This is a genomic window from Salibacterium sp. K-3 (assembly GCF_054052005.1).
This window is the reverse complement of sequence record NZ_JBSVZE010000001.1, coordinates 479,493-498,841: the sequence shown is the minus strand read 5'-3', so window position 1 is coordinate 498,841 and position 19,349 is coordinate 479,493. Positions and strand designations below refer to the sequence as shown.

The 19,349-nt window shown below is 47.7% G+C and carries 20 protein-coding genes; 9 read left to right on the top strand and 11 right to left on the bottom strand.

Going from position 1 to position 19,349, the window contains the following annotated elements:
* Positions 1 to 10: 10 nt before the first annotated feature.
* The 8 genes from ACW9JV_RS02310 to gnd all read right to left on the bottom strand — a co-directional run bounded on the left by ACW9JV_RS02310 (position 11) and on the right by gnd (position 8,166).
* Positions 11 to 832 (bottom strand): carbohydrate ABC transporter permease, encoded by an 822-nt coding sequence (locus ACW9JV_RS02310; RefSeq protein WP_457330954.1) that lies wholly within the window; start codon positions 830 to 832, stop codon positions 11 to 13.
* 1 nt (position 833) lies between these two features.
* Positions 834 to 1,763, bottom strand: a complete 930-nt coding sequence (locus tag ACW9JV_RS02305) for a carbohydrate ABC transporter permease (RefSeq protein WP_457334537.1) — start codon at positions 1,761 to 1,763, stop codon at positions 834 to 836.
* Between the two features lie 73 nt (positions 1,764 to 1,836).
* Positions 1,837 to 3,147 (bottom strand): extracellular solute-binding protein, encoded by a 1,311-nt coding sequence (locus ACW9JV_RS02300; protein ID WP_457330952.1) that lies wholly within the window; start codon positions 3,145 to 3,147, stop codon positions 1,837 to 1,839.
* A gap of 610 nt (positions 3,148 to 3,757) precedes the next feature.
* The gene (locus tag ACW9JV_RS02295) at positions 3,758 to 4,015 is read right to left on the bottom strand and encodes an HPr family phosphocarrier protein (RefSeq protein ID WP_457330950.1); all 258 of its coding nucleotides are present in this window, start codon (positions 4,013 to 4,015) and stop codon (positions 3,758 to 3,760) included.
* A 32-nt stretch (positions 4,016 to 4,047) separates the two neighbouring features.
* The gene (locus tag ACW9JV_RS02290; protein WP_457330949.1) at positions 4,048 to 5,328 is read right to left on the bottom strand and encodes a TRAP transporter large permease; all 1,281 of its coding nucleotides are present in this window, start codon (positions 5,326 to 5,328) and stop codon (positions 4,048 to 4,050) included.
* Between the two features lie 11 nt (positions 5,329 to 5,339).
* Positions 5,340 to 5,918 (bottom strand): TRAP transporter small permease, encoded by a 579-nt coding sequence (locus ACW9JV_RS02285; RefSeq protein WP_457330947.1) that lies wholly within the window; start codon positions 5,916 to 5,918, stop codon positions 5,340 to 5,342.
* Between the two features lie 142 nt (positions 5,919 to 6,060).
* A complete protein-coding gene (locus tag ACW9JV_RS02280; protein WP_457330945.1) occupies positions 6,061 to 7,179 on the bottom strand; it encodes a DctP family TRAP transporter solute-binding subunit in 1,119 nt (372 codons plus the stop codon).
* An 87-nt stretch (positions 7,180 to 7,266) separates the two neighbouring features.
* On the bottom strand, positions 7,267 to 8,166 hold the full coding sequence (gnd, locus tag ACW9JV_RS02275; protein ID WP_457330943.1) for a phosphogluconate dehydrogenase (NAD(+)-dependent, decarboxylating): 900 nt from the start codon (positions 8,164 to 8,166) through the stop codon (positions 7,267 to 7,269).
* Positions 8,167 to 8,352: 186 nt separating this feature from the next.
* On the opposite strand from gnd, the gene ACW9JV_RS02270 reads away from it, so the two are divergent.
* The 8 genes from ACW9JV_RS02270 to ACW9JV_RS02235 all read left to right on the top strand — a co-directional run bounded on the left by ACW9JV_RS02270 (position 8,353) and on the right by ACW9JV_RS02235 (position 16,550).
* On the top strand, positions 8,353 to 9,216 hold the full coding sequence (locus ACW9JV_RS02270) for a MurR/RpiR family transcriptional regulator (protein ID WP_457330942.1): 864 nt from the start codon (positions 8,353 to 8,355) through the stop codon (positions 9,214 to 9,216).
* A gap of 29 nt (positions 9,217 to 9,245) precedes the next feature.
* Positions 9,246 to 10,745, top strand: coding sequence for a gluconokinase (locus tag ACW9JV_RS02265; RefSeq protein ID WP_457330940.1), 1,500 nt, complete (start codon positions 9,246 to 9,248; stop codon positions 10,743 to 10,745).
* A gap of 45 nt (positions 10,746 to 10,790) precedes the next feature.
* Positions 10,791 to 11,765 (top strand): C-terminal binding protein, encoded by a 975-nt coding sequence (locus ACW9JV_RS02260; protein WP_457330938.1) that lies wholly within the window; start codon positions 10,791 to 10,793, stop codon positions 11,763 to 11,765.
* 15 nt (positions 11,766 to 11,780) lie between these two features.
* Entirely contained in the window at positions 11,781 to 12,476 is a 696-nt protein-coding gene (rpiA, locus tag ACW9JV_RS02255; RefSeq protein WP_457330936.1) for a ribose 5-phosphate isomerase A, read from the top strand.
* Between the two features lie 106 nt (positions 12,477 to 12,582).
* Positions 12,583 to 13,728, top strand: coding sequence for a helix-turn-helix domain-containing protein (locus tag ACW9JV_RS02250; protein WP_457330934.1), 1,146 nt, complete (start codon positions 12,583 to 12,585; stop codon positions 13,726 to 13,728).
* A 394-nt stretch (positions 13,729 to 14,122) separates the two neighbouring features.
* Positions 14,123 to 15,160 (top strand): amidohydrolase family protein, encoded by a 1,038-nt coding sequence (locus ACW9JV_RS02245; protein ID WP_457330932.1) that lies wholly within the window; start codon positions 14,123 to 14,125, stop codon positions 15,158 to 15,160.
* A 21-nt stretch (positions 15,161 to 15,181) separates the two neighbouring features.
* On the top strand, positions 15,182 to 15,538 hold the full coding sequence (locus tag ACW9JV_RS02240; RefSeq protein ID WP_457330930.1) for a Rieske (2Fe-2S) protein: 357 nt from the start codon (positions 15,182 to 15,184) through the stop codon (positions 15,536 to 15,538).
* A gap of 16 nt (positions 15,539 to 15,554) precedes the next feature.
* Complete coding sequence (locus ACW9JV_RS02235) at positions 15,555 to 16,550, top strand: NAD(P)/FAD-dependent oxidoreductase (RefSeq protein WP_457330928.1); 996 nt, start codon at positions 15,555 to 15,557, stop codon at positions 16,548 to 16,550.
* 164 nt (positions 16,551 to 16,714) lie between these two features.
* Here ACW9JV_RS02235 and ACW9JV_RS02230 read toward each other — a convergent pair whose 3' ends face one another.
* Positions 16,715 to 17,653: a helix-turn-helix transcriptional regulator gene (locus ACW9JV_RS02230; protein ID WP_457330926.1), complete on the bottom strand. Its 939-nt coding sequence runs from the start codon at positions 17,651 to 17,653 to the stop codon at positions 16,715 to 16,717.
* A gap of 87 nt (positions 17,654 to 17,740) precedes the next feature.
* On the opposite strand from ACW9JV_RS02230, the gene ACW9JV_RS02225 reads away from it, so the two are divergent.
* Positions 17,741 to 18,184: a VOC family protein gene (locus tag ACW9JV_RS02225; protein ID WP_457330924.1), complete on the top strand. Its 444-nt coding sequence runs from the start codon at positions 17,741 to 17,743 to the stop codon at positions 18,182 to 18,184.
* A gap of 63 nt (positions 18,185 to 18,247) precedes the next feature.
* Here the strand turns inward: ACW9JV_RS02225 and ACW9JV_RS02220 are convergent, their stop codons facing one another.
* Together ACW9JV_RS02220 and ACW9JV_RS02215 are read right to left on the bottom strand one after the other, a co-directional pair.
* Complete coding sequence (locus ACW9JV_RS02220; RefSeq protein WP_457330922.1) at positions 18,248 to 18,658, bottom strand: DUF6220 domain-containing protein; 411 nt, start codon at positions 18,656 to 18,658, stop codon at positions 18,248 to 18,250.
* Positions 18,659 to 18,676: 18 nt separating this feature from the next.
* Positions 18,677 to 19,186, bottom strand: coding sequence for a hypothetical protein (locus tag ACW9JV_RS02215; RefSeq protein WP_457330920.1), 510 nt, complete (start codon positions 19,184 to 19,186; stop codon positions 18,677 to 18,679).
* Positions 19,187 to 19,349: the final 163 nt, after the last annotated feature.

Sequence of the window (19,349 nt, the reverse complement as noted above, 5' to 3'; positions counted from 1 at the left end):
CTTTCTATTGTTACCCTTTCACCGAACCGGCTGCCAGGCCTTTAATAATTTTTTCCTGTGCGACAAAATAAACAAGCAGCAGAGGAACACTTGCCAGGGACAACGCCGCCATCAATCCTGGAATATTAACGGAAAATTCACCGTAAAATTCTCTTAATCCAATAGGCAGTGTGGCAGCTTCATCCGAGTTTGTCAGAACAAGGGCAAAAATGAACTCATTCCAAATGTGGATGAAATTATAAATAGCCACCGTCGATGTTGCCGGCACCAGGAGCGGGAACAAGATCCTCCAGAAAAGCTGAAAATGCCCGCACCCATCAATCTTCGCCGACTCTTCCAGTTCCTTGGGAAGCTCTGACATGAACTGTGTGTATATGACGACAGATATCGGCAGGGCGAACGCCACATAAGGACCGATCAATCCCCAGACCGTATCGTAGAGCCCCAGATTCTGGGTCAGCAGAAAGATCGGAATCAACGTGGTATGAATCGGAATCATCATTCCCACCATGAACAACAGCAGAAGCGGACGATTCAACTTAAATTTCATGCGGGATAACGGATAGCTTGCCATGGCTGAAAAAATAATCACCAGCACGACCGAGATAACGGAGACAAACAAGCTGTTACCGAAAAAATGAAAAAAATTGGTTTCAAACAAAGCTGTATAATTATCCAGGGAAAAACTCTCCGGCAGCGCCCACGGAGCGCTGCTGAATTCTCCCTGATCCTTAAAGGATGTATTCAGCATAATGAAAAACGGAAGACCGGTGAACAACAGGATCAGAATAGCAACGACATAGAGCGGAGTATTTTTTACTTTCTTCAGCATCCTAGTAATCCGCCTTTCGTTTATTATCTAATGTTATGATGATCACCGTGACAATAAAGGCTATGATGAACATCATGGAAGAAACGGTACTGCCGTACCCCATATTAAAATTGGTGAATGTCTGATCATACATATAGGTGGCCATTAGATCTGTCGCGTTATTCGGCCCGCCTCCGGTCATAATGTAAATGAGATCAAAATATTTCAGGGCCCCGATGATGGAAAGTATCGCTGATGTGACAATAATCGGCTTCAACAGCGGAAACGTGATACTTGCAAATCGTTTCCAGCCCGAGGCGCCGTCAATGTCAGCCGCTTCATAAAGCTCTTCCGGTATTCCGACAATCGCAGCGCGGAAAAGGATCATGTAAAAGGGAGCAAACTGCCAGCATATCGTCACAATGACTGCCCAGATTGCGGTATTCTCATTGCCAAGCCACCCCCGCTGTAATGATTCCAGACCTACGGCGCCCAGCAGTTGATTGACCAGACCGAAATTCGCATCAAAAATGTAAATGAAAAGAATCCCGATCGCTACCGTTGACATCAAAAAAGGCATGAAATATACAGTGCGGAATAATCGCATTCCTTTCACCGGACTGAATAAAAGCAAAGCCATAATCAGACCCAAAGGAATCTGAGTTAAAAGAGAAGCAGCAATCAGAAGTGTATTATTTTTCAGGGACTGCCAGAACGTCATATCCCTGAACAGCTCCATGTAATTCTGAAGCCCGATAAAATCCAGGTTGGCGTCAATTCCTGTCCAGTCAAACATGCTGTAGTAAAATGTCATGCCAATCGCATATACGACGTACAATCCATAAATGATAAGGGCCGGTGCCATAAAACCAAGGATGACGAGAACCTTTTTCCTCTTTTCTTTTTTCCTGAAAGCATTGATACCGGTTTGTAACTGCTGTGTTTGTTCCATTTCAGCCAAACGGGGTCACCTCTATTTAAGGGCTGCATCAGCATACACACCGCACCCTGATGCAGCAGCGTTGTTATTCCAGTGTTTCCTGCGCTGTTTCTTCTACTTCCTGCGCGGCTTCTTCTGGAGTAATCGACTGTCCAAACAAACCCTGGGTGGTATCTAAATGAACCTGAGCCAACTCCGGAGGAAGGGTCTGGTCATAGAACGTCTGAAGATAGTCCGCTTCGTTCAGGGTATTGCTCAGTCTTTCAACATAGCCATCCTCGTACTCTACTCCCTGAACAGCAGAGATATTGCCGCTCCTGTTCGACAGTCCCTGTGCGGTTTCCTTGCTGCTCAACTCTTTCAGCAGTTCCAGCGCCAGCTCAGGATGTTCTGTCTGTGACGAAATCGAAAAAGCAGGGCTGACTCCGCCGACCGCATGATCCTGGCTTCCTTCTCCGCCTTCTACTTCGGGGAATAAAAAGTAATCCAGCTTCTCTTCAAATTCAGGCATTTCGTCTCTGACGTTATTCAACATCGCGCCGCTGTTCATGATTTCCATCGCCGCATCCCCTGAATACATCAGCTGCCTGGACTGACCGTTATCATAGTTCATCCCGTTGACGCCGTCGGGGAAGGCTCCCATCTCGACGAGTTCCTGAATTTTTTCTCCAGCTTCAACATACGCTTCATCATCAAACGTCCGGCCCGAGCGGTTAAACGCTTCATTAAACAGATCCGGGCCGCCTGTTCGTTCTGCCAGGTACATCAGATAAAATGCTCCAGGCCACTGCGGCTGGTTCGCGAGGGCAAACGGTGTTATGTCATTGGCGTTCAACGTCTCTACAATATGGAGCAGATCGTCATACGTTTCCGGTACTTCAAGATCGTGTTCTTCAAAAATTTCTGTATTGTACCATACCGGCGTTAATTCCATGCCCACAGGTACACCATAAATCTCTTCATCAAAGGTGACAGTATCCAGGCCGGTTTGTAAAAAACGATCGGTGTCTACATCCTCTGTTATATTCATGACCTGATCCGAATTGACGAAGTTCTCCAGCCAGCCGCCTCCCCATGAATGGAAGATATCCGGAGGGGAATCACCGCCCATGGATGTAATAATCTGTTCTTTATAAGGATCATTCTGGTATTGATTCAACTCGACCGTGACGCCTTCGTGTTCCTCTTCAAAACGCTGGGCCGCCTCCTGAAGGACTGCTTCAGCATCTCCGGTTTCAATGTGCCAGATCGACAGTTCAGCCTCTTCTCCCCCGCCTGCTTCTTCAGAACCTCCCCCGGAATCACCGTCGGGAGTTTCCGTGTTTTCGGATGAAGGTTGACAGCCGGCAGCCAGCAGAGCCAATGCACCAATAAAAAGCATCATTACATGTTTCAATCATACAACCTCCTGTTTTTCATTTTTGATACCGCTTTCATCATGGACCAAAGAAAAAACCCCCTCTTTCTTTCCATCCCCCCTTTTTTCCATATAACCTTAGTTTGTTCATCCGATAAACTTAGTGGAGTTATTTATTATAGTAACGGATGATGTATAAAATGACAAGCAGATTTTTAAAATTACTTGTATCTTTTACAAAAGAGGCTGGTACGAAAGAATATGGGGTGTATCAAAACCTCAACGATAATCTATCAATATGTGGAAATAGCCGGCAAGGGATTAGTAGACACTGGATGTCCGCACGGCGCCTTTAGTATCCACAAGGGAAGTTCTTGAGGATACTGTGACTCTATCAAGAACGCTTAGTGGTTCCAGGCATCCGCATGAAACCACTATGGACCGATTTTAACACCGTAGTGTCCTCTGGACGACGTCCTGCGGACACTATTTCTTCATTTCAGGTTTATGGTGGGAAATACATCTGCTGGTTTCCACAAAAAGGATATCCTAAACAAAACGCTTCCGACCATCTTCAGGACAATCGGGAGCGTTATACTCTTCCGGAACCGTGATGGCCCGGTCTGGTCGGGATTTTTCACCGGACATGCTACGTCAAAAATTCAACGACTTTCATGGCGGCTTCCTCGGCATCTGATCCTACCGCCCGGACGGTGACCTGGTCTCCGTTCTGGATATGCATACTGACCAGACCAAGGAGGCTTTTCACATTCGCCTCCGTTACATGGCCCTCCGAGCGGTTTACAAGATACACCTCGGATTTGAAAGGATGGAGCACCTGGCTCAATTCAACAATCGTCTGTTTCTCATCGATCCGGATAACAATATCTTTTTTGAATTCCTCCATACGTTTCCTCCTCCCTCTGTTTTATTCCACGCTTACCCGCGCAGGGATGGTAAAAACATCGACAGCTGTGGAATAAATATAATAATAAACAAGGTAATCAGCATGGCGATAAAAAACGGAATAATGGCTTTGGACAGATTCTCCAGCGACAGTCCGGATATCCCCGACCCCACGAACAGGTTTACTCCCAGTGGAGGCGTGATAAAACCGATAGCCAGGTTGACGATCATAATAATGCCGAAATGGATTGGATTATAACCGATTTCCGCCGCAATGGGAAGAAGAAGCGGTGTCAGGATGATAATGGCCGCCAGCGTATCCATAAAGCAGCCGACAATCAACAGCAGCAGCGTAATCAGCATAATCAGCACGATAGGATTTTCAGAAATCGAGAGCATGCCATTCGCTACCTGGCTTGGAATCTGTTCTCTCGTTAACAGTTTACCAAAGGCTGTTGCTGTTCCGACAATGATTAGGACGGTGGCAGTCGTGAGTGCTCCTGCAGAGATGACGCCGGGGAGCTGCTTTATATGTAACTCCCGGTGCAGCACCATGCTCACAAACAGGCCGTAAACGACGGCGATAACCGCTGCTTCTGTCGGTGTGAAGACTCCCCCGTAAATACCTCCCAGAATAATAACAGGAATGAGGAGAGCCCACTTCGCATGCCAGGTCGTTCTTCCGAGCTTTTTCCAGGTGAATGGCTCATCAGAAGATTTATATCCCATTTTTCTTGAATAGAAATAGGCGTAAATGATTAAACCACCGGCCACGATTACTCCCGGAATAATCCCGGCGATAAACAGGTCACCGATGGACGTAGATCCAACGACACCGTAAATAACCATCGGAATACTCGGCGGTATGATGACACCGAGAGATCCTGCCGCTGCAACGGTTGCGGTCGCAAACCGTTTATCATATCCCATCCGCACCATCGCCGGAATCATAATTCCTCCAATGGCAGCCACTGTGGCCGGAGCAGAGCCGGATATAGCCGCAAAAAACATGCACGTAATAATCGTTGCGATGGCAAAACCACCTGTTTTATTCCCGACGAGCGTATTGGCCACCCCGAAAAGGCGATCGGTAATACCACCGCGTCCCATAATTTCACCGGCCAGAATGAAAAACGGTACCGCCATTAAAGGAAACGAATCCACCGACGTAATCAGGGCCTGCGACAAAAATTCAATCGGCATCGTGCCGGAGTATACAATGGAGATGAGTGTTGAGAGACCGAGGGCGATTCCCACCGGGACACTCAGTAATAACAGAACCGCAAAACTTATAAATAAAACCGCTGTTGTCATGGAAGTTCCTCCTATCCTTTAGGATCCGGGCGTTCATCCTGTTGTGATTCGTCTATCAGATCTTCCTGATCCTCCATTGCTTTTTCATGCTCCATGCCGACATCAAAGGTATCTTTGCCGAGAAGAGCTTTCACCTGCCTGAACAGCTGCTGCAGCAGCCGGAAGGCGGTCAGCCCCATCCCTACCGGTGTAGCAAGATAGACGACCCCCATCGGAACATGAAGCGCCGGAGACTGTTGTCCGAGCTCCCATATCCTAAGAGCAATGTCCTGACCATAATAAACAATGATAAGTGCAAATACGAGAAACAGAAGATTGGCAATCATGTTCATAACAATTTTTCCTTTTTGTTTAAAAAAGACGAGCATGGCATCCACCTTGATATGCCGCTGTTTTTTCACTCCGTAACTGATACCGATATACACGACCCAGATAAAGCAGAATCTTGCCAGTTCCTCCGACCATGAAAGGGAGTCTCCAATGACATAACGCATGAATACCTGCATGGCAATGACAACCACCATCACAGCAGAAAAAGCAACGAGCAGCACTTCTTCAAAATGCTCATCCAGCCATCGAACCACACGCATTTTCTCCACCTGCCTTCTTCTCGTTTGATTAAAAGATAAACAAAACAACTTTCATTCCGTCCTGTATGATAGTTCTTTTCCTTATCTTTTTTTATGTAAAAGGGGGAAGGAGCTGCACCAGACAGCCCCTTTCCCGGAACTCTTATTCCGTACTTTCCTGTGCGTCTTCTACAGCCTGGTATACTTCATCAACGAAATCTTCACCAAGCTGCTTGGAATACTCATCAATGACCGGCTGTACGATGTCAGCCATTTCCTGACGTGCTTCGTCGGACAGCTTTGTGATTTCCATTCCTTCTTCCTCAAGGTCTGCGAGCATTTCTTCATTGGCTTTCCGGTTCTGTTCGCGCTGATATTCTCCAGCTTCAACCGCTGCTTCTTTAACAATCGTCTGATAATCGTCCGGCAGGCTGTCATAGAACTGTTTACTCATCATAAAGACGAACGGGCTGTAAACGTGATGGGTATCGGTATAATAGTCCTGCACTTCATAGAAGCTTTCCAGATAAATGGTGGCAATCGGGTTTTCCTGCCCGTCTACCGTCCCCTGCTGCATAGCGGTGAAGAGTTCGCCAAATGCCATCGGTGTCGGGTTGGCACCCAGTTCTTCAAACGCGTCAATATGCATGTCGTTTTCCATCGTACGGAGGGTAAGGCCTTCGAAGTCCTCTGCCGATTCAATTGGACGGGTACTGTTGGTCACATCCCGGTAACCATTCTCCCAGTATGCCAGCCCCACTAAGTCTTCGTCTTTCAGCTTTTCAAGCAGCCGGGTGCCGATTTCTCCGTCCAGCACTTTATCTGCTACCTGCTCATTAGGGAATAAAAACGGAAAATCAAATACGGTGAATTCTTCCACAAAGTTGGCGACAGGGGCGGTCGAAGGAATCGTGACTTCCTGTGTATTTAACTGCAGCGCTTCCATCATTTCACGATCGTCTCCAAGCTGGCCGCTGTGATATGTGTCAACCTTAATGTCCCCATCTGTTTCTTCTTCCACAATTTCCTTAAATTTCAGCAGCCCTTCATACTGCGGATGTTTGTTATTTAGTCCTATACCGGCTTCAATGGTATAAGATGCTTCCCCGCCGGATGAACTTTCGCCGTCGGACTCTCCGCCGGAGTTTTCTGACTCTTCCCCGCCAGATTCATTTCCTGAAGCGCTTTCATTTTCGCTTCCATTTTCTTCTCCCCCGCCGCAGGCAGTTAAGCCGGCTATTAGTGCTAATGATGCTGCACTCTTCAATAATGTCTTTTTCATTTTTGTTTATCCCCCTTCAAAGGTAATAAAATTATTTATGGAAGAACCAGCGGAACCATCCCTTCAGACCGCCGGTCCGAACCAACGTTACTCGCTGTTGACGACAGAATGACCGCCGAATTCATTGCGAAGTGCTGAGACCACTTTTCCGGTAAATGTATCATTTTCCTGGGATCGGTACCGCATCATTAAGGAAAGAGCAATCACCGGAGCGGCTGTCTGCTGTTCCAATGCTGCTTCCACCGTCCATTTTCCTTCACCGGAAGAATTCATCACCCCCCTGATATTACTCAGATCCGCGTCTTTGGAAAACGCCTGCTCGGTCAGTTCCATTAACCAGGAACGAATGACGGAACCGTTATTCCAGAGACGGGCCACCGATTCGTAATCATAATCATAAGAACTCTTTTCAAGAAGTTCGAATCCTTCCGCGATCGCATGCATCATGCCGTATTCAATCCCGTTGTGAATCATCTTCAAATAATGGCCGCTTCCAGGTCCGCCGGCATGAAGATAACCGTCCGTGGTGGTGATATCTTCAAAAAGGGGGTCCACTTCATGGACTGCCCACGATTCACCGCCGGCCATGATGCAGGCACCGTGGCGGGCGCCTTCTGTGCCGCCGCTTGTTCCCGCATCAATGAGGGCAATGCCCTGTTCTTTCAATTCCTCTCCCCTGCGGAGAGTGTCTTTGTAATTGGAGTTTCCGGCATCTACAATAATATCTCCAGATGATAAGGAAGCAGCCAGGCTGTGGATCGACTGGTCCGTCGGATCACCGTCAGGAACCATCACCCATACTACCCGTGGTGTATCGAGCTGTTTCACGAGCTCATCATAATCAGCCGCTCCGGCTGCTCCTTCTTTTACCACTTCTTCTACAGCGCTTTCATTTACGTCATTAGCTACAACTTCGTGGCCGTGGTCCATGCAGTTGAGTGCTACATTATATCCCATTTTGCCAAGGCCAACGATTCCTATCTTCATGTCGGCAGCTCCTCTCTATCTTCGCGCAGTTCGTTTTACCATTCGTTTCAATGAAATGAAATTTTCTTTGGATTCATTATACAATAAAATTTTTTTCTATCAACCAATTATTCAAAAAAATTTTTTTGATAATTTTCCACCCATTTTGTAAGATGAAAGAAAGAATGTTCTACAAGGAGGATAATGATGAACACCACCGCGGAAAGCAAACAGTGTATCCCCCGCATTCAGGCACTTTATACTCAAATGAGCGCAAAAGAAAAACGAATTGCGGATTATATTATGGAAGATCCCCAGCGGATTATTCATTCCACCATCAATACGATTGCTGATGACCTTGACGTGGCGGATGCCACCGTCTTCCGCTTCTGCAAAACGATTGGATTCAAAGGGTACCAGGCGATGAAAATCGCGCTGGCCACCGAAAATACTTCTTCCACAGTGAAAGACATCCACGAAACGATTCAGGAAGAAGATACAAACCAGACGATTATTGAAAAAGTTTTTCATGCAAATACACGAACCATTGAAGATACGCTGCAGCTGCTCGATCCTTCACAGGTGGAAATGGCGGTACATGCCATGCTGAACGCCCGGCGCACTGAATTTTACGGCAACGGGGGATCAGGCGTTATCGCCGTCGACGCGCACCATAAATTTATGCGCACCGGGCTTGAAACCGCCGCATACCAGGACGCCCATTTTCAGCTGATGGCTGCTTCCCTTCTTACTCCGGAAGATGTTGTCTTTTTGATATCTCATTCCGGGACGAACAAGGATATACTGCTCGCGCTTGAAACAGCCCAGGAAAAAGGGGCAACAACGATTTCGATTACTTCCGTCCAAAAGTCCCCCTTGAGTAAGCAGGCGGATATTTCACTTCATACGGCTTCCCAGGAAACGGATTACCGATCCGAAGCGCTGTCTTCACGCCTGGCCCAGCTCAGCATTTTTGATGCGTTATATGTCTGTGTCAGCATGCAGCGTAAAGACGACATGCAGAGCTCCCTCCAGAATATAAGAGAGGCCATCTCCAAAAAGCGGATGTAGCACCGGCAGGAAAGAAAGGAAGATAGTTGATGAAAGCATCTTTAGGGATAGACTTGGGCACGACGAGCGCAAAAGCCGTCCTCTTTGCCCTCGATGGCACGGTTATAGCGGAAGCAGAAACGTTTTATCCAGTCCTTGAACCAGAGCCGGGATATATGGAACAGGACCCGTATGACATCGAGCAGGCCGTGATCCGTGCCATCCGGCAGGCAGTGGATACTTCCGGACTGCCATCCGAAGATATTGAGACAGGCGGGTTTTCTTCGGCGATGCACTCCCTGCTCTGTGTAGACGAAAACATGACAGCGCTTACGAACCTCTTGATCTGGTCGGACCGCCGAAGTGTCCCCCAAGCCGGCAGACTCTCCGACGAAAAGAAACAGGAACTGTATGAACGGACCGGCACCCCCATCCATCCGATGAGTCCGCTTCTTAAACTGCGGTGGATGTATGAAAACGAGTATCCTCCTTATCACCAAGCTGTTTTCTATGTATCCATGAAAGAATTCATTCTACAGCGGTGGTTTCAGGAGAAAGTGGTTGATTACGCCACGGCGTCTGCTTCCGGCCTGTTTAACATTCATAAGCTCCAGTGGGATACGGAAGCTCTTGCCTACGCCGGCATTTCTGCATCACGGCTTTTCACTCCGGTTCCCCCGACCTATACGATGAGCGGACTAACGAAAGAGATCGCGGAAAAAACCGCCCTCTCCATCCATATGCTGTTCGCAGCCGGCGCAAGCGACGGTCCACTTGCCAACCTTGGTGTAGGAGCCGTCGACAGCAGCAAAACAGTCATTACCGTCGGAACAAGCGGCGCTGTACGGCAGCTTGTCGATAAACCGATGCTGGACCCGGAACAACGAGTGTTCTGCTATGCGGTGAGCGAAAACCAGTGGGTCATGGGGGGACCGACCAATAACGGCGGCAATGTGCTGGAATGGCTCCGGCAGACACTGAAGGACCCCGGTGGCAGTGCCGGAGCTTCGGTTGAATCGTGGATGCAGATGGCCGATGAAACAGCTCCCGGTGCCGACGGTCTGTTATTTCTGCCTTTTTTAAATGGAGAACGGGCGCCTCACTGGGATGCTCAGTTAGCAGGCAGTTTTTTCGGGCTCCGACAGTCCCATACGAATGCCCACATGACAAGAGCAGGGCTTGAAGGGGTGATTTTTGAACTGTACAGCATCCAGGAGGCCATGGACACGCTCGGTTCCTCCTCCGACACGATTTATGCAAACGGCGGATTTGCCCGCTCCGGATTATGGCTTCAGATCCTGGCGGATGTGTTCGCACGTCCTGTCAAAGTGCCGGTCAGCCATCAGAGTTCAGCCTGGGGTGCGGCCTGTACTGCTCTCCTTGCTGCCGGCAAATATGAGTCATACGCCGAAGGAACAAAAGAAACCCGGTTTCATACCGCTGTGCCGTGCGATCAAACCAACACGGCGCGCTATGAAAGCATTTATCCTTTGTACAGGCGGCTCATTGAACAAACCCGGCAAGTCGCCCATGACCTGCAGGCACGATGACGGAGCTTCCGGCCACAGAATTTTTTTCAGAAGGAGTGTTTTGCCTTGAGCAGATGGAAAGTATTAATAACCGACTATACGTATGACACCCTGGCCCCCGAGCAGGAGGTGCTGGAGAATAAGGGGATCGAATGGATAACGGCACAGTGCCGCAGCGAAGAAGACGTTATTCAGGCGGCACAGGGTATGGATGGCATTATTAATCAGTATGCCCCCCTGTCCGCACGGGTCATCGATTCACTTGACCGCTGCCGAGTCATTTCCCGGTACGGGGTCGGGTTTGACACCATTGATGTCGACGCTGCAACAAAGAAGGGCATCATGGTGGCCAACGTCACCGATTACTGCGCGGAAGAAGTATCCAATCACGCCTTTGCCCTCCTCCTTGCCGGCGCAAGAAAGATAGTGCAGCTTCACGAGTCCGTAAGACAAGGCACGTGGGATCTTAACCGCATCAAGCCGATACACCGCATCAGTGAACAAAAGCTTGGGCTGGTCGGATTCGGAAACATTCCGCAGATGCTGGCCAAAAAAGCGCAGGCTTTCGGCCTGACCGTCTGCGCCTATGATCCATTTTCCTCTCCGGCAGCCGCTTCCTCTGCGGGTGTTGAACTAGTGGATCTGGAATCCCTGTGCCGCGAATCGGATTTCATTTCCGTCCATCCCCCCTTAAATGAACATACCAGAGGGATGCTGAGCGATGAACAGTTTGGGTGGATGAAGCCGAACGCCTTTGTGATTAACACCGCGCGTGGCGCTGTCATTGATGAGTCAGCGTTAATCCGGGCACTCCAGGCTGAAACCATTGGTGGAGCAGGGCTCGACGTCCTAGAAACGGAACCGGTTCCGGAGGATAATCCTTTACGTGAGATGGATCAGGTCATACTCACTCCGCATGCCGCTTATTACTCTGAGGCCTCGGAGCTCGAATTAAAACAAAAAACCGCCCGGAATGTGGCGGATGTTTTATCCGGCGGATACCCCGCCTATCTTGTAAATACATCTTTAAAACAATCCTGATCGGAGGGCTGAAAAATGGAAACATCAGACCATGAAAAGAAAACCGGCGGAGGGAAAGAAGCGGCCGGCAGACGTGCTGTCGACTTTATTGAAGACGGTATGACGATTGGGCTGGGATCCGGCTCCACCGTCTACTGGATGTTAAAAGAATTAAGCCTGCGAATAAAGGATGGTCTCCGGGTGCAGGGAATCCCCTCTTCCACGAGGACCGAAACATGGGCTCAGGAATGGGACATACCGCTGACAGGCTTTCATGACACGCAAACTCTTGATATAACCATTGACGGGGCGGACGAAATTGATCCCGGCCTGCAGCTGCTCAAAGGCGGCGGAGGCTCTCTGGTACGGGAAAAAATCGTCCATCATGCCTCAAAACAGGTCATCATTATCGCAGACTCCGGCAAGCTTTTTTCCCGTCTGGGCACCGTTCCACTGCCGGTGGAAGTGGTGCCTTTCGGCTGGGAAAGAACCGCCGCCCGGGCTGGCGACCTGGGGTGCAGCCCGCAGCTTCGGCACACCAACGGCGGGGTGTTTATCTCTGACAACGGGAACTACATCCTCGACTGCACGTTTCCCGGCATCCAGGAACCCGCTGTGCTTCATGATCAACTAAAAGCCATCACCGGCGTCGTGGATACAGGATTATTTCCGGACACCGCCGATTTCGCCATTATCGGCACAGACAACATCACTTCCATTTTTCGTCCATAACAGTGTTGTTTATTTTTCTTGTTTTACTTCATTTTAACCTCTCTCCTTCACAATGAGAGGAAACTGCAATTTTCTCATGTTTTTGGCAAAAGGAGAGGCATTACGAATGAATGAAGTCGAACATCATCGAAGAAAGCTGGAGCGGATGATGTGCCGTTTTTTCCATATTACCGGCATTCCGATCGGTTTTTTTCACCGTCACGCGTCTGTTTACCCGGAGCAGGAATACGACGGGGTTCTCACGTACCATCACCCGTGCATTCAGACGGTCTATCCGGATTATATCCGACCCGCAGGCAGCGGAACCATTTTCCGGGACAGCGGGGGCGGTTCTTACTTTCTTACCGCTGCGGACAGCTTGATAGAGAACGGTTGTTTTATCGCCGGACCCTTCTTTTTTGAAAGCGCGCATGAAACTGAACTGCCGGAGCAGCTGGCGCAGTGGGAATCGCCGGGATCCCTCCGGAATCTGCATACGTTGTATGATATTCGGCGGCTCCTGCAGCAGTTAATCGAGGAACATTTTTATATACCGGAGGAAGAAGAGATTGAACAGCTCCGTATCGAATACCGGAAAGAAGGGATGACCCATCACCCTTATGAACAGGAAAAAGTGTTTCTGGAAGCATTGAAAGACGGCAATCCTGCTGCGTTTGAATGGTTGGAGAATATCGAATCGCAATCCAGTGTACCGCTCGGGTCCCCGCATCCGGTCCGCGATTTTAAAAATAAGCTGATTATGGCCTGTGCGATTCTATCCCGGACTGCTATGGAAAAGGGAACGGATCCGGATGAAGCGATGACGATGAGCGACTACTTTCTGCGGGAAGTGGAGCGGAAACAGACAACGGAGGCACTGTCCGGCGTGGAAAAACAGATCTATGTCACCTTTTTTCATATGATGCAGCAGAAGGAAGCCTCCCATTACAGCGCCTTTGTCTGGAAAATCAGGGAACTTGTGAAAAACAATATTACCGGCGGTGTGGACCTTGCTTTCATTTCGGAATTTGTAAACCGGACCCCGGGCTACGTGTCCACGGTGTTTAAAAAAGAATGCGGCCTTACGCTGAAGCAGTTTATTCTGCAGGAAAAAATCAAGGAAGCCAAAAAATATCTCCTTCATACCGAGGACCCCATTCTCGACATCGCCGTGCAATTTCAATTCAAAGACCAGACCTATTTTACCAAAGTGTTTAAAAAACATACCGGGCAGACTCCCCATCAGTTCCGGCAGTACGGACCACAGATTTAAAAGGGATCTATTTTTGTGGATGAGGTAGAGATACTCCCTCTTGAAGACAGTATGAAGCTGAAACAAGGCCGTAGTAGTTTCCATCCATATGTCAGAGAATACTAACCTCCCGTGATAGAAACACAGTTTCTCCAAGACCCGCCCTTGAGGACACTAAACATACCACGCAGACCTCCAGTGTCCTCATTCCTTTCATCTAAACTTTTTTCCTGATTTTCTGAAAAAATGTCACTGCTTATCACTGAGCTTCACTGAAGCTCACTGACCATTCTAACTTTCAATGACCGGCAGTCATCCACTTTGGAGGAAAATAACGGCTGTGATAACATGTTTCCCAGTTGAGCAAAAAGAGGTTCCCCTTGTGACAGGGGTTCAACTGAGGAGGAGTTATACGATGTTAATTGATACGGACGTACACGAACGAGTCATGTATAAAGAATTGCTGCCTTATCTGGAGCAGCCGTGGAAAAGATATATTGAAGACTGCCACTGGATTCAGGAAAAGCATATGCCGTATACACAGCCGGCGGTAGCAGGTGTGGACCGCGCTGACGCCCGTATTCCGGACGGACGCCCGGCAGGTACGGATCTTTCATTCATGCAGCAGCAGCTGCTGGATGAAAACGGGCATGAAAAAGCCATCCTGACAGGGGCGTTGGATCCTTCCCCTTCTTCGATGCACGGATGGTACGAGATGGCAACCGCTCTTGCGACGGCCTACAACAACTGGCAGATTGATAAATGGCTTGATCAGGACGAGCGCCTTTACGGCTCGATTCATATTGCCGCCCAGGAACCTGAGAACGCCGTCAAAGAAATCGAGCGCCTTGGTTCCCATCCAAAAATGGTGCAGGTGCTGCTTCCCATCGATGACAAGTTATGGGGCGATCCATACTATCATCCTATCTTTGAAGCCGCTCAAAGGCATAACCTGGCCATCGGCATGCACCACAACGAGCCGCCGCTCTATTACGGAAAATGGCCGAAGTACTTCATCGAATGGCATACATTGATCCCGCTTTCTCACATGAACGTCATTACAAATATGATTTTCAACGGGGTATTCGATAAGTTTCCGGATCTGAAGCTTATCATGATCGAAGGCGGCTTTACGTACGTGCCATTTCTGATGGGCAAAATGGATCAACAGCACACGGACCTGCGCCATGAAGTACCATGGGTGCAGCGGAAACCGAGCGATATTGTACGCGAGAATATGCTGTTTACCACGCAGCCGCTGGAAAGCATGAAGAAAAAAGAATTCATGCAGATTGTCGATCAAATGGGGTCGGATGAAATCATTTCCTTCTCCACCGACTATCCACACTGGGATTACGATTCCCCGGTAGAGGCGCTTCCGCCGAATCTGGATGCCGACTTTAAACAGAAACTATTCACGGAAAACGCCCGCAAGTTTTATCCTAAATTTTAATCACTGCAGGAGGTGCTGATCATGGAACAGACAGTCTGTCATAAAGAAGACCTTGAACCCGGACAAATGATGGAAAGCACCCTCGGGAAACATTCCATCGTTGTGTGCCGCGCGTCTGACGGTCATTATTATGCCTTTTTGAACCGCTGTATTCACCAGGGCGCTCCGCTTTCGAAAGGAAAACTGTGCGGTGCCCCTGCTCCGACTGATGAAATCGGGGAATATAATTTTGAAAAAGAGGGAGACATTCTCCGCTGTCCTTGGCACGGCCGTGAATTTGACATTAAAAATGAAGGCCGGATGCTCGTGAATGAAAAATACAAGGTGAAAAATTTCAACGTAACAGTCGAAAATGATCAAGTAATTGTTTACAATTGAGAGTGGGTGATGTTAGATGATTAATGAAGAAGAGCTTTACGATATAGCGATCATCGGCGCCGGGCCGACCGGCCTGTTCGCCGCATTCTACGCAGGCATGCGCGGAATGAGTGTCAAATTGATCGACAGCCTGCCCCAGGTAGGAGGTCAATTGTCCACTCTCTATCCGGAAAAATATATTTATGATGTTGCCGGCTTCCCTGCCGTCCGGGCCCAGAAGCTGGTGGACGATCTTGCGGAACAGGCCTATGCATTTGATCCTGACGTGGTGCTCGAAGAAACGGTCCAGGAAATTGATAAAGATGCAGACGGCCGCTTCGAACTCTCCACAAATGAGAAAACCCACTATGCTAAAACCGTCGTTGTCACAGGCGGTATCGGTGCGTTTGAACCGCGACGCCTGAAATTGGAAGAAGCCCGTGAATTCGAAGGGAAAAACCTCCATTATTTCGTCAATGACCTTCAGGCATTCTCCGGGCATAACGTTCTTATCTCCGGCGGCGGCGACTCCGCACTCGACTGGGCTTTAATGCTCGAACCGATCGCGAAAAACGTCACGGTTGTCCACCGGCGCGAAAAATTCCGCGCCCACGAACACAGCGTGGAACAGCTTTTTCAGTCCGGCATGACCGTGAAAACACCGACGGAAATCTCAAGGTTTGAAAGTGAAGACGGCAGGATCAAAAGAGCGGTACTGAAAAACATCGGCAGCGAAGAAGAAGAAGACCTCGATGTTGATTCCGTCATTGTGAACCACGGTTTTATCTCTTCGATCGGGCCGATTAAAGAATGGGGCCTCGATATCCAGAAAAACTCCATCGTCGTCAATTCCCGGATGGAGACCAATATCGAAGGGCTGTATGCAGCCGGTGACATCTGCACGTACGAAGGGAAAGTCAAGCTGATTGCTACCGGGTTCGGCGAGGCGCCGATCGCCGTGAACAACGCGAAACACCTTATTGACCCGAAGGCCAAAGTCCAGCCGCAGCACAGCACCAGTCTTTTTTCCTAAAAAACGGATAGTGCACTCAGGGTCCCACCGCAAACGGGACCCTTTTTCTGCTTTCTGTGAACAGCTATGGGTTGAAAATTCGAGTTTCACAGAGTCCAACATAGGAATAATATTTAAAAATACTTTTCCTTGGTCTCTTGAAAAATGATCTCGATACCTCTCCTTTACAAATTATCTATTAAATCTAAGTAGTATTCTTTCAACTGTTCTTTTAACGAGGGAGGCTCAATAATTTTTATGGATTTTCCAAAACCGGCCAGGTAAGAAATCATAAAATGCAACTCAGCCGGCTCGTATGTTCCCTTCAAATACATAATCCCCTCTTCTGTTACCACTTCCATTGACGGATATTGCTCCTGATTGAATATCTCCACACCTGCTGGAGTGATAATGCATGTAAAAGGAACCGCCTGTTTTGTTGGTTCCCAAAGATTTTGTGCATTATGGATGTTCATCCCTTTTAAGTCTACAGAACCTTCATGATTCACTATTTCCAAAGAGGTTACACGATCACATCGGAATACACGGTAGGCTACTTTATCTAAATCATACGCCTGGCAGTACCACCAGCCTTTCATGGCGTATATTGCTATCGGCTGAATATAGCGAATCGTCGTTTGCTTCGGCGCTTCATAGCGTATTTTTATAACTTTGATCTGAGCAGCGGTAAGTAGAAGATCTTCCAGATAGCTACATTCATGCGTTTGTTCTCCAGGATAGAAAGCCACTCTTTCACGGAAGTTTTCAATTTGTCTGCGGAGTTCAGAAGGGACTCCTTCTAAAAATTTCTCATGAATGGAACGCAATGATATCTGGAAAGGAGTGCTTGCAAAGTTTTGGAGCACCTGCATCGCAAAATATAGAGCCAAAACTTCCTGGTTCGTAAAAGAAATCGGGGGTAATGTCATGGAGTCAACTAAACGATAGCCTCCGTGCCGCCCATACTCCACATAAAGCGGGACCCCGATATCTTCTAACGAGGCAATGTCACGAAGGGCGGTCCTTTTAGAAATGTGGAATTCACTCATTAGATCGTTCAAGGTGAACTGCTGTTTTTGATTGATAAACCGCAGCATTTGATTCAGTCGTTCCCCTTTTTTCATATAACTCTCCTTATAGGTGCCAATTATTGTCACCTTTTTACTGTATACTGTTCAGTGTAAGTTATTTAACAGGAAAGGGGCAATATAATGAGTTTTGAGATGATTCCTTTTTTATCAATGAACGGACAAGGTGCTGAAGCCATACGTTTTTATGAACAGTATTTAGGAGCAGAGGTTTTGTTTAAGAAAAACTACCAAGAGATGAAAGAAATGGACCCGCACTTTACGTATGAAGAAGGCCAGGAAGGATATATTACGCACTGCGTTTTAAAGATCGGCACGAACAAAATAATGATCGCTGAAGAGAAAATGGATAAAACCCGTCCCTGGCAGTTGAGTAACAGTTCTTCTTTATGTATCCAGTCTAAAGATTATTCCATCATTGAAACCATGTATAAAAATCTGATTACACATGATCAGGTTGATATCTTAACACCATTTGAAAGAAACGTATTCAGTCCCGGCTACGGTATCGTACGGGATCCATTTGGCATTGTTATGCAATTAACCGTCACCACCCATGATTTTTAATTCTCATTATTTTTTGAAGGGGGCTTTTTTTTGAGAGACCCCTTCCCAGATTATCCTGATGCTCTATAAATACTTCCATGATTGTTGCGCCGTGCTCAGCGATGCACCGAGCAACAGGAACGCAATGATTGGATGAAAGGCCCCCAACAAACCAAGGTTCGTGGAGAAAACCACCGTTACATACTGCAGAATAACCATTGCAACTAACATCAAATTCATCCAAATCAACTTTTTTGGCAGCCTTCCGACTATTCCAAATACAAGCACAAGCAAAGGCAAATACATAAACAGGGGTACAAAAGATATATGTAAACCCCAACTGACAGATCCCATAAAAAGCGCCATTCCCGCAAAAAATACCTGGACAATAATACAAGCTGCGAAAATGGAAGCCAGAACAGCAAATCCAATCCTAAAATATCGAATAGCTGGAGCCGATGGTTCAGATGTGACATTTGATTCTTGATTGCCCATGATGCAATCTCCTTTCGGTTAATATTTAAGTTCATGCTCCCTTCTGCCCCAAGGTTTAAATACGGAAACAATAATCATTGCTCCTAATGATACGATTTGAAGGATAATTCCAATAAACAGCTGCAGTCTGTTGGTTATAAATACAGGGCTGTCTAACGCGTTTAACCCCTCTGTCGCCGCTATCGAAAACGTCTGCAGCGTCCATACAGACATTCCAATGAAAGCTAGACCTATGGCTACTACTGTCAAAATTTCTTTAAAAATGATCCAATAAAATGTAAACAACCCCCACTTCGTCCATACCGACAGCAGAATACCTGTCACCACCGAACCGATTGTAGAGGCTCGTACTGAAGATGTAGCTAATACATACATGGCGGTATAGGCACCCTTTAGTATCGTTTCGTCCTGCGTGGCGGCTGCCGTTATACTAAGTATCAGAAAAACGACCATCGTTCCAAATAAAATCGCCACAAACAAAAGGTGAAGGGACAAAAGCCATCTTCTTGGCGCGGTAGATAACTGCATGACCAACACCTCCCTTCCTTATCACGTTTATATTCGTATTCTAGAGAAGATATCTAAAGCCGTTCAAAATAAAATCTAAAAATTATCTAAAGCATTATGGGTGTTGGGGACACTATTTTTATGGAAAACGCATATAGTGTCCTCCATCAGCAAATGGAAGACA

Bases quoted from the DNA above. Each gene is read 5' to 3' on its own strand.
- ACW9JV_RS02310 (WP_457330954.1), bottom strand. From the start codon at position 832: ATGCTGAAGAAAGTAAAAAATACTCCGCTCTATGTCGTTGCTATTCTG.
- ACW9JV_RS02305 (WP_457334537.1), bottom strand. From the start codon at position 1,763: ATGGAACAAACACAGCAGTTACAAACCGGTATCAATGCTTTCAGGAAA.
- ACW9JV_RS02295 (WP_457330950.1), bottom strand. From the start codon at position 4,015: ATGGAGGAATTCAAAAAAGATATTGTTATCCGGATCGATGAGAAACAG.
- ACW9JV_RS02290 (WP_457330949.1), bottom strand. From the start codon at position 5,328: ATGACAACAGCGGTTTTATTTATAAGTTTTGCGGTTCTGTTATTACTG.
- ACW9JV_RS02285 (WP_457330947.1), bottom strand. From the start codon at position 5,918: ATGCGTGTGGTTCGATGGCTGGATGAGCATTTTGAAGAAGTGCTGCTC.
- ACW9JV_RS02280 (WP_457330945.1), bottom strand. From the start codon at position 7,179: ATGAAAAAGACATTATTGAAGAGTGCAGCATCATTAGCACTAATAGCC.
- gnd (WP_457330943.1), bottom strand. From the start codon at position 8,166: ATGAAGATAGGAATCGTTGGCCTTGGCAAAATGGGATATAATGTAGCA.
- ACW9JV_RS02270 (WP_457330942.1), top strand. From the start codon at position 8,353: ATGAACACCACCGCGGAAAGCAAACAGTGTATCCCCCGCATTCAGGCA.
- ACW9JV_RS02265 (WP_457330940.1), top strand. From the start codon at position 9,246: ATGAAAGCATCTTTAGGGATAGACTTGGGCACGACGAGCGCAAAAGCC.
- rpiA (WP_457330936.1), top strand. From the start codon at position 11,781: ATGGAAACATCAGACCATGAAAAGAAAACCGGCGGAGGGAAAGAAGCG.
- ACW9JV_RS02250 (WP_457330934.1), top strand. From the start codon at position 12,583: ATGAATGAAGTCGAACATCATCGAAGAAAGCTGGAGCGGATGATGTGC.
- ACW9JV_RS02245 (WP_457330932.1), top strand. From the start codon at position 14,123: ATGTTAATTGATACGGACGTACACGAACGAGTCATGTATAAAGAATTG.
- ACW9JV_RS02240 (WP_457330930.1), top strand. From the start codon at position 15,182: ATGGAACAGACAGTCTGTCATAAAGAAGACCTTGAACCCGGACAAATG.
- ACW9JV_RS02235 (WP_457330928.1), top strand. From the start codon at position 15,555: ATGATTAATGAAGAAGAGCTTTACGATATAGCGATCATCGGCGCCGGG.
- ACW9JV_RS02230 (WP_457330926.1), bottom strand. From the start codon at position 17,653: ATGAAAAAAGGGGAACGACTGAATCAAATGCTGCGGTTTATCAATCAA.
- ACW9JV_RS02225 (WP_457330924.1), top strand. From the start codon at position 17,741: ATGAGTTTTGAGATGATTCCTTTTTTATCAATGAACGGACAAGGTGCT.
- ACW9JV_RS02220 (WP_457330922.1), bottom strand. From the start codon at position 18,658: ATGGGCAATCAAGAATCAAATGTCACATCTGAACCATCGGCTCCAGCT.
- ACW9JV_RS02215 (WP_457330920.1), bottom strand. From the start codon at position 19,186: ATGCAGTTATCTACCGCGCCAAGAAGATGGCTTTTGTCCCTTCACCTT.